Source organism: Thermobaculum terrenum ATCC BAA-798, from assembly GCF_000025005.1.
GTDB lineage: Bacteria > Chloroflexota > Chloroflexia > Thermobaculales > Thermobaculaceae > Thermobaculum > Thermobaculum terrenum.
Window position 1 is genome coordinate 916,071 of record NC_013525.1, and the last position, 15,214, is coordinate 931,284.

Below are 15,214 nucleotides of genomic sequence, written 5' to 3' on the forward strand. Positions count from 1 at the left end.
GATATTTATATAATCAGCGCTAGTTATGCTGGGTGTTCTGTAGTGGAGGATAAGAGGAGATCCATTATGGACTTTCTACAGAAGATATCTGAGAGGGTAGGTATTTCTCCTAATGCTGTAAGTAACCCAAGTAGGCGCTTATATCCAAGAATCAGAGACGCGCAAGTTACAGTGAGTGTTTGTCCCTATTGTGCCGTGGGTTGTTCACAGCTCGTTTACCATAAAGACGGTAAAGTAATTGATATAGAGGGCAACTATGCAAGCCCCATTAATGGTGGGACCCTGTGCCCTAAAGGAGCAGCCACTTCTGGGCTTATCAATAGCCCTATGAGGATTAGAAATGTCAAGTACAGAGCTCCTTTTTCTGACAAGTGGGAGGAGAAATCCCTCGACTGGGCGCTGGATAGGATAGCCCAGCTAGTGAAAGAGACTAGGGACCGTACTTTTGAAGAGTATGACCCCTCTGGTAGGAGAGTAATGCGTACCCTGGGTATAGGACATCTTGGAGGGGCTACGCTTGACAATGAAGAGAATTATCTTATCAAAAAGCTGTTCACAGCTGGTCTGGGTATTGTAGCGGTAGAGAATCAAGCACGTATATGACACTCTAGTACGGTGCCCGGTCTGGGCGCTCGACTAGGTAGAGGCGGTGCGACTACCTTTCAGCAGAGCTTGGCGGACTCTGACTGCATAGTCATTATGGGGTCCAACATGGCCGAGAATCACCCAGTAGGCTTCAGATTTGTCATGATGGCCAAAGAAAAGGGTGCAAAGCTCATACATATAGACCCTAGATTTACTCGAACCTCTGCCCTGTGTGATATTCATGTGCCTCTTCGAGCCGGAAGCGATATAGCATTCCTCGGAGGGCTTATCAACTACGTGCTGAATCATGATAGGTGGAATTCAGATGATTTCTTCCAGACCTATGTGCGTCACTATACTAATGCCACGGCAATAATAGATGAGAACTTCAGAGATACAGAAGATCTGGGAGGGTTATTCTCTGGTTATGATCCTGATTCAAGATCTTATGATACTTCTTCCTGGAAGTATAGTGGAGAAGGGTTACACTCCTCCCCTGTAGATCATGAGAGCCATACGGGCGAGGCACATGTAACTGGCTCAAAGGACACCGTTTCAGATAACTCTGAGTTTGACCTGACTATGCAGCACCCTCGGAGTGTGATGCAGATTCTGCGTAAGCATTTCGCGCGTTATACACCTGATATGGTTGCTGAGATATGTGGGATACCCAAGGAGTTGTTTATCAAAGTGGCTGAGACCATAATCGAGAACAGTGGTAGAGACAAGACCACCGCTTTCTGTTATGCAGTGGCTTGGACTCAACATACTACTGGTTCTCAGATGATAGGCTGCTGCGCTATCTTGCAATTATTACTGGGGAACATTGGTAGACCTGGAGGAGGTATCTTAGCCCTAAGAGGGCATGCAACGATTCAGGGTTCTACCGACATTCCTACCCTCTACAACTTGTTGCCAGGGTACCTGCCGATGCCTTCTTCGGAAACTGATGAGGATCAAACTTTATCTGGGTATATAGCCCACTATCAGACTCAGACCGGTTGGTGGTATAACCTTCCAAAGTACATTATCAGCCTGCTGAAAGCCTATTACGGTGATAATGCCACTGCTCAGAACGATTATGCTTATGACCTTCTGCCTCAGATAGGTGGGGATTACTCCTTTGAGGCAATGATTCCTCTCATGCGTGATGGTGTAATGAGGGGGCTATTCTGCTTTGGTCAGAACCCTGCCGTTGGGGGGCAGAATGCTCGCCTTGCACGTAGAGCTCTGGCTTCTCTTGATTGGCTAGTGGTCAGGGATGTTCACGAGATAGAGACGGCATCTTTCTGGTATGCCTCACCTGAGGTTAAGAGAGGTGAGATCAGACCCGAAGAGATCCCAACAGAAGTATTTCTATTGCCTGCCGCTTTACCGCCTGAGAAAGATGGGTCGTTTACTAATACCCAACGTTTGGTGCAGTGGCACGATAAGGCTGTAGATCCTCCGGATGATGCAAGATCGGAGACTTGGTTCCTCTATCATCTAGGCAGGAGACTAAAGGAGCTCTATGCAGGTGATGATTCTCTAAAGGGAAGGCAAATCTTGGCTCTTACATGGAATTATAGTACCGAGGGACATTTGCAGGAGCCAAAGGCTGAGGATATCTTGTACGAGATCAACGGCTATCGAGTCGAAGATAGAAAACTTCTTGAGAGCTTCGAGGATATAAAGGATGATGGTTCTACTGCGTGTGGTTGCTGGATATACTGCGGGATAACTCCCGATTATGGTGTAAACAGGGCTAGAAATCGTGATGCTGATGATAAGGCTTCACTCGGTTGGGGATTTTCATGGCCTGCCAATAGACGTATTCTCTATAATCGCGCTTCTGCTGATCCCCAGGGCAAGCCTTGGAGCGAGAGAAAGAAATGGGTATGGTGGGATGAATCACAGAAGAAGTGGGTTGGCTATGATATCCCCGATTTCCCCGTGAACAAGGATCCGTCTTACACCCCTCCAAAGGATGCCAAGGGCGTTGATGCTCACTCGGGGGATTCTCCCTTCATAATGATGTCTGATGGCAAGGGCTGGTTGTTCACACCAAAAGGAATGAAGGATGGTCCTTTGCCCACTCACTATGAGCCAAAAGAGTCCCCCTATCCTAACTTGTTGTATCCTGATCACCCGGTCAATCCTTGTGCTATTCTCTTCGAAAGGCCAGATAATCCTTATCATGCTATAGAGGATCCCGCATTCCCACATATATTGACGACCTATAGGCTAACCGAGCATCATACAGCTGGGGGTATGACCAGGTGGGTGCCTTGGTTGGCGGAGCTGCAACCTGAAGGATTTGTGGAAATTAGCCCAGAGTTGGCACGAGAGATAGGTGTAGTTACAGGAGACTGGGTTGTGTTATCTACCGCCAGGGGAGAGATAGAATCCAGGGTCCTGGTTACGGCTAGGTTGCAGCCTATAGTTAGGGACGGTAGAAGAATACATCAAATAGGTATGCCATGGCACTTCGGATACGGTGGGCTTGCGAGAGGGGCATCTGCTAACGATCTTAGTGCACTTATCGAGGATCCTAACTCGCGTATCCATGAGGCAAAGAGCTTTACCTGTAATATTCGCAAGGGCAGATTAGACAGGAGATAGTTACGATGTCTATTGGCAGCTTACAGTCGCCTGTTGGCTTTCTTACAGATACCACTCTATGTATAGGCTGTAAGGCTTGTGAAGTTGCCTGCAAGCAATGGAACCAGCTACCAATGGATGGGCTCACCTGGACTGGGAATAGTTATGATAATACTGGGGATTTGGGAGCCTATACGTGGAGACATGTTGAGTTTATAGAGAGGTTTCAGGAAGATATCCCCAGGGCTTCCGACATGCCTCCTTTTCAAAGCCACTGGCTTATGATGAGCGATGTTTGTAAGCACTGCGCTGTAGCAGGCTGCCTGGAGGCATGCCCCACAGGTGCTATTATCCGCACAGAGTTTGGTACCGTTTACATTCAGCCCGATATATGTAATGGATGCGGGTATTGCGTGCCTGCTTGCCCGTTCGGAGTGCCTGATATCGGCGCGTATGATGGCATATCTCACAAATGCACTCTATGTTATGACAGACTCAAGGATGGCCTTGAGCCAGCTTGTGCTAAGGCTTGTCCTACCGATTCTATTCAGTTTGGCTCTTACATTGAGCTGAAGGAAAGGGCCAGGAGACGGGTAGAGCATCTCCATTTGCTAGGTGTGACTAGCGCCTACATATACGGTGACGAGAACTTCGGTGGTACGAACGGCATACAAGGACTATATGCCATGTTCATTCTTACCGATGAGCCTGAGGTGTATAACCTGCCAAGGAGACCGGAACTTCCTCAGAGAAAAGTTCTGAGGGGTTATTTGTCTGGTTTACTGTTCTCAATCTTGATGATGGTGCTGACTGCTTTGTCCTTGAAGAGACGAGATTGATGGAGCTTATACTATGACTGAGATACGAGCTAGAAGAGAGTCTGAAGATAAAAATCGAATCCAAGACATAACTTATTATGACAGACCTGTGATACACAAGCCCCATTGGGGATGGCTTATTATCACATACTTCTTCCTAGGTGGACTCTCTGGCGCTTGCTACCTGATTGGTTTGATTGCTGACCTTGTAAGGTTTGATGTCACCGGACGTCTTGGCAAGGTTTGCAGGTATATATCTTTATCCTCACTTATACCTTGTCCTGTGCTTCTCATACTTGATCTGAAGAGACCCGAGAGGTTTCATCATATGCTAAGGGTACTTAAGCTACGTTCTCCCATGTCGGTTGGCACGTGGGTACTATCTATATTTGGCCTGCTATCTGGTGCTGTGACTACAGCTGATCTGTTACGTAACATACTTCCTCAGGGTAAGGTCAATAAATTCCTTCATGCGTTAGATCCTATGCTATCTCTCGCCAAGGTAATGGCAGGTTTGCCTGCTATGTTTATGACGTTCTACACTGCAGTGCTTCTCGCTGCCACTGCTGTACCAGTGTGGACGAAGAGAGCTGCAACCTTGCCTTTGGTGTTCGTGTCTTCTTCTTTTTCCTCAGCTTTGGCAGTTACTTCCCTGGTTACTTCCATTACAAAGATGTTTGCAGTTAATAAAGCGTTGGTATCGCTTCAGCTGTGGATGGGCCCTATTGACTTTATAGTCAAGTTATTCTTCGAGCGGACTCTTGCGCGTAGTCTTAGATTCTACCTAACGGATGGCAGGCTAAAGCTTGTAAACTTGCTAGGGGTTAGAATAATAGGTGAGATCTTCCCTCTCTCGCTGCTGTTGATAACACGTATCAGGAAAGCAAATAATCCTTGGCTAGGTAGAATATCATCCCTGATGATATTGCTAGGTGCGCTAGCATCTAGGTACGTCGTAGTTAAGGCTGGAGAGAAATCTGCTGTTGATCCTAAGGCCGTCTTCGAGATCACTAGGTGATACCAGTAAAGAGCAGGGATAATACAAAGATAAAAATCCTAAGAAAGCTCAGATCCCGGAAGTTTAGGGAACAGTCAGGGCTGTGCTATGTAGAAGGCATAAGGCAAGTTTACTCCGCCTTCGAGGAAGGCTTCCATTTTGAGTTTCTTATAGTATCTAGCGACCTTCTTAGGAGTGAACATGCCTGGAAATTGGTGAATGATCTTATTAGTAATGGGGTCCAAGTAATAGATGTTGATCAGAATATTTTTAAGTCCATTAGCCTTAGGGACAATCCCCAAGGTATAGCTGGCGTCGTCCGGCAGAAGTGGCATTCACTAGAATCTATAGATCCCAGGGAAGGACTTTGTTTACTAGCACTGAAGGCCGTGCAGGATCCCGGTAATATTGGGTCCATACTACGCACTGCTGATGCTGTAGGTGTAAGATACGTAATACTCTTGGGAGACTCTGTTGATCCTTACGACCCTAATTCTGTGAGGGCTGGTGCGGGAGCTACATTCACTGTAAAGCTGATTAAGACTTCTTTTGAGCGTCTGCTTGATTGGAAGAATATTCATCAAATACCAGTCATAGGGGCAGTGGGAGGCGCACCCCTGAATTACAGTCGAGTAAATTACCCATATCCCTGCATACTTCTCATGGGTAGTGAAAGACAAGGATTGGACTTGAGAGAGCAGAGTTCATGTGACATGCTAGTGAGCGTACCAATGGTGGGTAAGGTTGACTCTCTGAATCTAGCTGTAGCTACTTCGGTCATCTTGTACGAGATATTTGATCAGAGGTCTAGGTTATAAGCTAACTTTGTCTATCTCGTCTTCTTTCAGTATTTGTCCGCCTAATATCTTCTGAAAATCGGTGCAGATATCATAAAAGCTTTCAAACGAATGTACTTTTAGCCCTTTTGAGAGTGCATAGCTTAGTAAAGGCTCTAATGCCCAAACTCTATCTGCCACTTCTGCAGCTCTTCTATCGGATGTACCATTCCCGATGAACCATATCTCATCGTACTGCTTGCGGTGATAGTTGATCACAGCTTCTTTGAACTCTACATCGCCATCGCGGTCGAATGGGCTAGGAAGAGAGAGTAACCATTGCCCATCCACATAATCGTCCACTAGTGAATAGACAGGGATGTTCAAATTCTTCCCTAGTACACTATATATATAGCTTCGCAGTCCGCCACTAACTATTGCCAGATGGAGGTTATATCCCCGACAGCACTCGATAAATTCTTCCCACCCTGGGCGAATCTTTGCATTTCTCTTGACAAACTCGTTAACCTCATGCGGTGGATTGGGTACGTGTGAGAACTGCTCGCTCATGTTCTCTAATATAGAAACCTTTCCCTGGTCGAATTTCTCTTCTATTCTTTCCCAGTCAGCTGTGGAGAACTCCTTCAGTATCTCTATACCCATATCTTGCAGCGTTATGGTGCCATCGAAATCGCAGAGAACTGCAATTTTCATATTCCCTCCTGGTATAGGTGTTGGATCAACCCAGTATACCAGCTATTACCGGTGCCACTTGAGTAAAGCGAACACTTGAGTTATCCTTATGCAACAACTGCTGAAGCAGCATGAGGTGAGGCTTATTTTCCCGTCTTTGAATATAAAGATCACAATGCTTTCTCTGATTATTATGCCTTCCCTGTTGGCTTGCTCGATAAGCACGACTAGTGATTATTTGTCTTATAATCCTACCCCTGTCCCAACTTTGCCTATTCCCCAGATAGATGACCTGCAGATAACTCCTACTGCTGTAGCTACTCCATATCCTACTCCGTCACCCACCAGACAACCTATATCAACCGATATTCCACGCCAAACAAATAAATATGTTCCTCCTGTTCAGCAGGCAACCGATATAGGACTGGGGAATGTCTTTACTCAGAGGTTTGGCAGGTATATCCAGCCTGGTGGGGATGTTCCAAGCACTATTTCGTGGAATTTCCGATTGCAGGATAGAGTATTGCCCCAAGTTACTTTCCAGGATGGTGTCCTCATTGCAGCTACCTACAATGGTAGAGTCTATGGAATCGATGCGAATTCTGGTATGGAGCTTTGGACTACAAATATTGGTGCTAGCATACTCGTACCTCCTGAGACCAGTGATGGAATAGTCTTCCTTGTTACTACACAGGGGCTTTATGCCCTTGATCACTTTGATGGCCGTGTCCTTTGGCAAAAGGCGATATCCGTAAGCGATGTAAATGATGCTGTTGCCTATAACCAGAGAGCTTATGTGATACTCCACAGAAATGTGCTCTGCTTTGATCTTACTAGTGGTGAGCTTCTGTGGAAAAAGCAGTTTCAGAGCGATATATCTGGGGCTCCCGTAATGAGTAGAGATAACTACCTGGTTATGCCGTTAGGTAACGGCTTAATAATGCTCGACTCAAAGGGTAAACAGATTTGGAAGACTCAGAGGGTGAGACCACTGCCTAATGCAACGATAGTAATGGGAAATAAAGAGGTCTTCGTTCCCGCTGACGGCAACTACATAACTTCGGTTTCTCTGAATAACGGGAAAATCGGCCAACAGAGGCATTCTGAGCTTACCCCAAGGGATTTGATGCTTTATAGGTCATCTTTGTTGGCAATTACTGTTGGGAACGGAGAAACACATATACTTAGGTACGATTTAGGAAGCAACGGGCTTCAAAGGGACCTAAAACTAAGAGGGATAGACTATGTTTCTGCTTCTCTGGCGGGTGACAGGCTTTATTTGGTTGGGAAGAATGATTTGTACTCTATTAATCTTCCGGACTTGTCTGTAGTCTGGAAGTATAACCTCAAAGGGCAAGTTATAGGTATCCCTATAGTTGTACGGAACTCACTCTACATGATGGTTGACGATAAGATAGTCGCTTTCAATAAGCGCGAGATCAGTAATAACTTACCCGAGATTTCTCCTTACTACATGAGGGCTGACGACATTGGAGATGTGCGAGAGCGTAGATTGAGTTTTGCGGACATTGAAACCGCGGGGGCACAATTTATTGATAAGTTCGGTCACAAAGGGATTCTCTTTGAAATGAAGACTCCTGATGCCTCGGGTAAATCTTCATCCTTAAGCTCGGTCTTTGCCTTCGATTACACGGATGACGGCCAGATAGATGTCTACGTTTTTGTCAGCCGTAAAGAGGCAATTATGGAGATGAAGATGTATGGAGAAAAAGGCGATCAGTTTAAGGTAGTCAATGATGCACTACCTTTTGAAAGTGCTCACGGAGATGTGAAGGTATTTGTCCCCCTGCAACCTTTCCTGTCTCCTCAGGACTTAGAGATCCCCATAAACTGGTATGCCTACACATATGTAGGTGGCTTACCTGCTCAGGATTTTATAAACAACAATGGAGAATTGTTCCGATTGATACCAAAAGGTAACTAGATGGTTGAGAATTTATTGTAATTTTTGCAATTATTATTATCGTTAATGTATTTCTAGCTACTGATGTGTATACTACACAGTATGTAGGGACGATGATCACTTATTACTAAGGTGGTGCATTGTAATGGCTCAGCATCATGAAGATTATGGTAGAGAATACGAAAGCCCTTCTCTTAGCAAAGCTATAAACGACATCATGAGAACTCGTGGAATGACGGCTACCCAGGTAGCCGCGAACATGAAATCCGGGCGCAATAGGGCTACTCTTTATAGGATACTAAGCGGCGCAACTCAGGATCCTAAGATTAGTACTTTTATCGATATATGCCAAGCTCTAGAGGTTAGCCCTATAGAGGTGCTGCAGCTGGCTGGTATGGCTGATCATAAGCCTAGAGACACTGATCTTTTAGATATAAGAATGCGCCAAATATTTAGACGTATACAAAACCTACCGTATAATCTTAGGAAACTGGCGGTATCTCAAATTGGTGCGCTAACAGATGCGATCTACGATCATTTGCAGCGGCAGGAGAATAAAGGTAGTTGATTAGTTGTAGTATCCCATCTTTTGCAGGTGCCATCTTGTTAGCCACATACCGGTCTCAAAGAAGCCATAAACCCTCCTGGCTTTCTCAGGCTCCCATGAGCTGGCAGGAGTGTTGACCGCTGCTGACCAAATTGCACTTGCCAGCTCATTCACCCTCTCTCTGAACTCTAATGGTGTTCTAGGAATCTTTATATCAACATAAGACTTGTTGCCTGGAAAACTTATTATACTCTTGGGTAATTTAGGCATGTAAGCAAAGACAACCTGGGCGTGCTGGAAGGCCATGATTTTCTGGAGGTCCGGCGGAAGGATCTGCTTAGATGGTGTATCTGGATCTTTGCTTATGGCTATGATGTCAGAGGGATCCAGGATATAAGGCAGCTCACTCTTTGGTACGTACTCGGTGCGCATAGCCCACTTGTATCCAGTCTGAATATCGTCTATGTGCGACAAGGTAACAGTTGCAAGATAGTTAACTTCGTCTCTGCCCAATGTTTCATCCTGCACCATGAAGTGCATGAATGCTCTGTGTGTTTTTGCGAAGACTTGATGAATCTTAACGATCTCGGATATGGCACGTTCTCCCTTCAACATCTTCCCGACCTCCAAACGAATGGACAGAGGAATGCTCTATCTATAATCTTATATACATAAATTTGTCGGAGATTACGAAAGAAAAAAGCTTTTATCAACTTCCTGTATATATTTGTTACCATTGAATGAGAATGTGTATCGACGATCTATTCCCTCAAACGACTGAATATAAGAAGTCCCACGACCAGGAGCGTTGGCCCGCACGAGTGGCTATGCTTAGCATCCATACCAGCCCCCTCGCTGTACCTGGCAGCCGAGATGTGGGAGGAATGAACGTTTATGTGCTTCGCTTAGCGAAAGAGCTAGCATCCAGGGACATCAAAGTAGATGTTTTTACCAGGTGGAACAATCCAGATGATCCTTTGATTCAAGAAGTGACTGATGGCTTTAGAGTGATAAACGTCAGAAGTGGTCCTCCCAGAAGCATCAGTCGTGAATCCCTCTACAAAATCAAAGATGACATAGCTCAATCAATAAATACCTTTGCTGAAAGTGAAGGCATAGAGTACGACGTCTTGCACACCCATTACTGGATTTCTGGTGTTGTTGGTCTGTGCCTTGTAACAAAATGGAGTGTTCCTTGGCTTCATATGTCACATACGTTGGGACTGATAAAGAACAAGTATCGGGGGCCTAATCAGCCGGAGGAATCTCTACTGAGGCTAAGAGCAGAAGATATGGTGTTGAAGTCCGTAGATGGTGTGATAGCTGCTAACAGTATAGAAAGATCAGAGATCGTCAATCATTACCAGGTACCGGTTGAAAAAGTTTACATCGCTCCATGCGGAGTTGATCTGGCTTTGTTTTCGCCAGGGGATAAAACTGAGGCCAGGCAAAAGCTCGGCATTGATGTGAACGCCCCGCTTGTATTGTACGTTGGAAGAATAGAACCCCTGAAGGGGCTGGATGTACTTATAAGAGCCTTTGCTGTGTTGAAGGCTGATATTAGTAATGCCAAGCTTATGATAGTTGGTGGGACGAACGATAAAAGCGATAAGGAAACTGCTGCGGAGATTCGTAGGCTCAGAGCCTTAGCCTACTCTTTGGGTGTACTTGACGATGTAAATTTCTGTGGTCCCAAGCCTCAGGAAGAGCTGCCTTATTATTACAGATCTGCAGATATCTGCGTGGTCTCGTCTTACTATGAGAGCTTTGGAATGGCGGCTCTAGAGGCCATAGCATGTGGTATCCCTATAGTAGCTTCGCGAGTTGGCGGTTTGCAATCTACGGTGAGAGATGGTCATAACGGCTTTTTGGTGCCAGCCGGGGATCATGCGAAGCTTGCTGCAGCTATGCACAAGATACTTTCCGCTCCGGAGCTCAGAAACACCATGGCTATGCACGCTCATAAGAGGGCTCATAGGTTCTCTTGGGTAAGGGTTGGTGATCATAACTTAGCTATCTACCATGATGTATACGCACGTAAAAATGCCTCTAATTATGGTTTGGATGCAGCGGAGCTGCAGATCTGACTTATATTTGGTCAGATCTGCAGCCTCTACCCATCGCTATTCCTAGAGATAGCATCCTTTATGGCTATATGAAGGGCTTCGGTGGCATAGTCTGCACAATAAAGCTTGTCCTGTGGGAGCCCACCAAGGGCCTCCAGTAGCACATGAGAAGTTATTGCTTCAGCTTCTTCAAGAGTCTTCCCCTTCGCCAACTCGGTTACCATAGAAGCGGAGGCTATAGTAGCGCTGCATCCGAACGCTCTGAACCTAATATCTTCTATCACTCTATTGGAACATCTAAGAGTTATCTGAATCATTATCTGCCCTTTCTCCTGATCCCCAGCTGTACCGGCCCCTGTAGCATCTGGGATGATACCTACGTTTCTAGGATGCAGATAATGATCTATCGTTATATCGGTATATTCGTGCTTGTTCTGGATATTCTCCTGCATACTAATCTTCTACTACAGTCCTGCTTTGCTCCCTCATGAATTGTTGCACGTAATATGGTCCAAGTGCTCCCTTGCCCGTAGATCCGCTAGCTTTCCATCCCACAAAGCTTTGGCTACCGGGCCAAGCCCCAGTGGTTGCCCCTCCGCTCCTGTTAGCGTAAACCACACCAGCCTCTATGTGATTAAAGAAGTAATCTATCTCAGCTCTGTCTTCGCTAAAGATACCTGCACAGAGGCCGTATTCAGTATCATTGGCTAGGTTTACAGCTTCCTCAAGGGTATCAACCTTAACTAGTGCTATTAGGGGCACGAACAACTCTTCCTTTATTATCCTGTGATTCTGAGGTAGATCAGCTACAATACAAGGCTCCACGAAGTGGCCTCTCTCCATGCCAATGCCCTGTATTCTGTGGCCACCGAACAACACTTTGCCGTCTGCGGACGCCTCTTCTACTGCAGACAGGTACTTATTCACTGCTCGCTCGTCGATCAACGGCCCCATGAAGACCTCTCTTTGTCTGGGATCTCCTACTATGACCTTAGCAGTACGCTCCAGCAGCTTATCTACAAGCTGATCATACATATCCGAGAATACGTATACCCGTGAGCATGCCGAGCATTTCTGTCCTGTATAGCCAAAGGCTGACCTGACTATTCCCTCAACGGCTTTGGATAGATCTGCCTTTGAAGTAACAATTGTAGGGTTCTTGCCTCCCATCTCAGCTACACAGGGTCTGGCGTACGGATAGCTGAATTTCCTCATAAGATGTAGTCCAACATCCTTAGAGCCGGTAAATGCTAATCCGGATATCTTAGGATTGTCTGATAGCTGTTCTCCTATCGTACTACCAGAGCCGACAACGAAGTTCAGCACTCCGGATGGTAAACCAGCCTCTTCGAACATTCTGTATACCTCTAGGCCACTAAGAGCTGTGGCAGAGGCGGGCTTGAATACGGCAGTGTTACCCGATGCTAGTACGCCGGCTAGCATACCAGTAGATAGAGCCATGGGGAAATTAAATGGGCTTATAACCGCCCATACTCCATATGGTCTGAGGATAGACTTGTTATTTTCATTAGGGATTATCCTTCTCATCTCTCTCACGAACCCATGGTTCTCTTCCATCTGGTCACAATACCACGAGATGAGGTCGGCAGCCTCCTCTACTTCTCCTAGAGCTTCCATTCGGGTCTTGCCAGCTTCTACTGATAGCACAGCAGCTAGCTCGAATTTGTTGTCCCGGAAATTAGAGGCAGCTTGCCTGAGAATGTTTACTCTCTCCTGATAATTCATGCTTCCCCATATCTTGAAGGCTTCCGCGGCCGCGTCCACGGCTTGCGATACTTGATCGCTAGTGGCTTCGTTGAATGTAGCTACCACTATATCTGTATCTATAGGAGATCGAACTTCTATGGTTTTACCTTGGCCGGCGACCCTTTGGCCGTTAATTGCTATTGGATAGTGCTTTCCAAGCTTTTGTGGGATCTGCTTTTGAGCTTCTTCATAATAGGCATGAAGGATTTCTAGCTGATCCTGAGGAATCGCTGCATATGTTACCTTGGGTACTTTTACTGCGGACTGTTGCATGATTTTTAACCTCCTGATTGACTTACCTAGTGTTTTTATAACGACTAGCAAGCATATGTGCTCGGCGTGTGGGTTCAGGCAATCTATATTTGGTGGTCATCTTCAATACTAACTCCACAGCCTGTTCGAGGCTTATCAGATTTCCTACTGATACGTACACAGGTTTCGCTCCAGGCTTGGTTCTGACTGCAGCCCCAAGCACTTCATTGCCTAAGGTTATGGGGTTCCAATCTCCCTTGTTGTCCCCTGGTTCCTCAGCATTGCCGATCAGCAAACTTTTTGCCACTCCTATGGAAGGCTTTCTTAGTATCAGTCCAACGTGACAGGCTATACCAAATCTTCTGGGGTGAGCCCTACCATGCCCATCGATCATGATGACGTCTGGCTTTGCTTTGAGAGAATTATATGCTCTAAGGATCACCGGTGCTTCTCGAAATGCCAGCAATCCTGGTATGTAGGGCATGGTCACTGGCATGTCTTCAAGTATTTCTTCAATAGTCTCCATTGTGCTTGACTCTATTACGATGGCTGCAGCCCTGGCGTTATTTGGGAAGCTGAGGTCAAAGCCACCAACGGTAGCGGGAGGGGTGTCTAGTGGAGACTCTGTTATATACCTGCTAGCCTTGATTTGTAACCTTATAGCTTCTTTCGGATCTATATGGGTACTTTGTAATTTATTTATGAGATCTTCCAGTTCTTTATCTTTGCTTGAAATCATACTTGGATGTTATTACTTTGTTTGATATGGCGCAAGAAGAAAAGGATCTGAGGAATAGTGTGCAAGATTTTCTAGACTATTGCCTAGTCGAGGAGGGGTTGTCACCAGCGAGTGTGAGAACATATCAGCAAGTCCTCTATGCCCTTGTGGACTGGCTAGAGCTAAGGTTGCAATCCAAGGCCCACGTTTCAAACTTGGACAAACAGTCTGTGAAAGCATGGCAGAGATACCTAGTAGTAGAGAAGCAGTTAGATGATGACACTTACGTTAAATATATTTCTGCTTTGCGGAGCTTTGTGAACTACCTGCATGATGAGGACTTGACATCGCTCACCCGAGATGACATCAAGCTGCCAAAGAGTCATATGGATGTATCCTCGATTAAGGCTTTGTCGGTCGATGATGTTAGGGCATTATTGATGGCTCCAGACCCCTCTACTCCTTGGGGCAAGCGAGACAGGGCCCTCCTCGCGCTGCTGTACTGCACTGGGATGAGAATAGCTGAGCTGTGCTCGTTGAACAGAGATCAGCTTCCATTGGAGCATCTATGCGAAGACGAGATACTTGAGGTATCTATTATAGGTAAAGGTAGAAAACCTCGAGTGGTCTTTGTCGATGCTGTAGCCCAGAGGTTGCTCAAGGAATATCTACAACTGAGAACTGACGAGAATCCTGCGTTGTTTGTGTCTTTCAAGGGTCCAACTGCCGAGGATAGGCTGACCCCCAGAGCTATCCAGATGTCGATAAAGAAGTACGCTAAAAAGGCTGGACTTAAGACTATCCCCACACCTCATACTATGCGACACACCTTTGCAGTGCATAAATTGCAGGGGGGTGCTGATACACGCATAGTACAGGCTTTCCTCGGGCATTCAAGCCTGGCAACTACCCAAAGGTATACAAGAGTCACCGATCGTTATCTCCGCGAGAGCTACGAGCGCACCCATATTCCAGCAGACCTTGACTAGTTTTTGATGGAGCACCTTCGAGGAGAATTTTACCTCCCAGAATTTTAAAATTTTTGATTAATTACTTGAATTTATTAATTGATCAATATATAATTCTCGTGGAGGTGATACGAGTGAGGAAAATTCTAGAGAGATGTCCTACTTGCGGCGGCCAACTGATCATAAGGGAGGTGAGGTGTGTAGACTGCGGAACCGAGGTTAGAGCCGAGTACAGGCAGTGTGACTTCTGCTTGCTAACAGATGAGCAGGCAACCTTCCTCAAAATATTCGTGACTTCGAGAGGTAATCTTAGCGAGGTGGAGAAGCGTCTGGGTATAAGCTACCCAACTGTGCGTTCCAAGCTGGATGAGATAGTGAATGTTTTGACCAAGGCAGAAAATCAGCCTGTGCCTATGAAGAAGGAACCTGCGAAGTCTTCCCGGCGTAGCGTTCTAGACGCTGTTGCTCGGGGAGAGATAAGTCCTGAGGAGGCTCTAAGCAAGTTGAGGTCTACTCAGTAGTG

General features: G+C 46.0%; 14 protein-coding genes. 9 read left to right on the forward strand and 5 right to left on the reverse strand.

The genetic code is table 11. The features are described from left to right. Positions 1 to 66: 66 nt before the first annotated feature. From fdh to TTER_RS04345, 4 genes are read left to right on the forward strand one after another with little or no spacing between them, the layout of a single operon-like run. Complete coding sequence (fdh, locus tag TTER_RS04330) at positions 67 to 3,186, forward strand: formate dehydrogenase (protein ID WP_012874812.1); 3,120 nt, start codon at positions 67 to 69, stop codon at positions 3,184 to 3,186. Positions 3,187 to 3,191: 5 nt separating this feature from the next. Continuing rightward, a complete protein-coding gene (locus tag TTER_RS04335) occupies positions 3,192 to 4,004 on the forward strand; it encodes a 4Fe-4S dicluster domain-containing protein (RefSeq protein ID WP_012874813.1) in 813 nt (270 codons plus the stop codon). 13 nt (positions 4,005 to 4,017) lie between these two features. Further along, positions 4,018 to 5,001, forward strand: a complete 984-nt coding sequence (gene nrfD / locus TTER_RS04340; protein ID WP_012874814.1) for an NrfD/PsrC family molybdoenzyme membrane anchor subunit — start codon at positions 4,018 to 4,020, stop codon at positions 4,999 to 5,001. Continuing rightward, positions 4,998 to 5,798 (forward strand): TrmH family RNA methyltransferase, encoded by an 801-nt coding sequence (locus TTER_RS04345; protein ID WP_012874815.1) that lies wholly within the window; start codon positions 4,998 to 5,000, stop codon positions 5,796 to 5,798. The genes nrfD and TTER_RS04345 overlap by 4 nt, the downstream gene beginning before the upstream one ends. Here the strand turns inward: TTER_RS04345 and TTER_RS04350 are convergent. After that, positions 5,793 to 6,470, reverse strand: coding sequence for an HAD-IB family phosphatase (locus TTER_RS04350; RefSeq protein WP_012874816.1), 678 nt, complete (start codon positions 6,468 to 6,470; stop codon positions 5,793 to 5,795). The two genes, TTER_RS04345 and TTER_RS04350, sit on opposite strands and share 6 nt — an antisense overlap. Before the next feature lie 88 nt (positions 6,471 to 6,558). Between TTER_RS04350 and TTER_RS04355 the strand changes: the two genes are divergently transcribed. Next, positions 6,559 to 8,394 (forward strand): PQQ-like beta-propeller repeat protein, encoded by a 1,836-nt coding sequence (locus TTER_RS04355; protein WP_012874817.1) that lies wholly within the window; start codon positions 6,559 to 6,561, stop codon positions 8,392 to 8,394. Positions 8,395 to 8,518: 124 nt separating this feature from the next. After that, positions 8,519 to 8,941, forward strand: a complete 423-nt coding sequence (locus TTER_RS04360; RefSeq protein ID WP_012874818.1) for a helix-turn-helix domain-containing protein — start codon at positions 8,519 to 8,521, stop codon at positions 8,939 to 8,941. Here TTER_RS04360 and TTER_RS04365 read toward each other — a convergent pair whose 3' ends face one another. After that, positions 8,942 to 9,535, reverse strand: coding sequence for a hypothetical protein (locus tag TTER_RS04365; RefSeq protein ID WP_012874819.1), 594 nt, complete (start codon positions 9,533 to 9,535; stop codon positions 8,942 to 8,944). A 269-nt stretch (positions 9,536 to 9,804) separates the two neighbouring features. On the opposite strand from TTER_RS04365, the gene TTER_RS04370 reads away from it, so the two are divergent. Further along, complete coding sequence (locus tag TTER_RS04370; RefSeq protein WP_049822953.1) at positions 9,805 to 11,007, forward strand: glycosyltransferase; 1,203 nt, start codon at positions 9,805 to 9,807, stop codon at positions 11,005 to 11,007. Positions 11,008 to 11,033: 26 nt separating this feature from the next. On the opposite strand, the gene TTER_RS04375 is transcribed toward TTER_RS04370, so the two are convergent. Genes TTER_RS04375 through nfi form a run of 3 tightly spaced genes read right to left on the reverse strand, consistent with a single transcriptional unit; the run spans position 11,034 to position 13,744 of the window. After that, a complete protein-coding gene (locus TTER_RS04375) occupies positions 11,034 to 11,438 on the reverse strand; it encodes an iron-sulfur cluster assembly scaffold protein (protein WP_012874821.1) in 405 nt (134 codons plus the stop codon). A 1-nt stretch (position 11,439) separates the two neighbouring features. Further along, on the reverse strand, positions 11,440 to 13,026 hold the full coding sequence (locus TTER_RS04380) for an aldehyde dehydrogenase family protein (protein WP_012874822.1): 1,587 nt from the start codon (positions 13,024 to 13,026) through the stop codon (positions 11,440 to 11,442). A 22-nt stretch (positions 13,027 to 13,048) separates the two neighbouring features. Continuing rightward, positions 13,049 to 13,744: a deoxyribonuclease V gene (nfi, locus tag TTER_RS04385; RefSeq protein WP_012874823.1), complete on the reverse strand. Its 696-nt coding sequence runs from the start codon at positions 13,742 to 13,744 to the stop codon at positions 13,049 to 13,051. A gap of 26 nt (positions 13,745 to 13,770) precedes the next feature. Between nfi and TTER_RS04390 the strand changes: the two genes are divergently transcribed. Next, positions 13,771 to 14,712, forward strand: a complete 942-nt coding sequence (locus TTER_RS04390; RefSeq protein ID WP_277422780.1) for a tyrosine-type recombinase/integrase — start codon at positions 13,771 to 13,773, stop codon at positions 14,710 to 14,712. A 113-nt stretch (positions 14,713 to 14,825) separates the two neighbouring features. Beyond that, complete coding sequence (locus tag TTER_RS04395) at positions 14,826 to 15,212, forward strand: DUF2089 domain-containing protein (RefSeq protein WP_012874825.1); 387 nt, start codon at positions 14,826 to 14,828, stop codon at positions 15,210 to 15,212. Positions 15,213 to 15,214 lie beyond the last annotated feature (2 nt).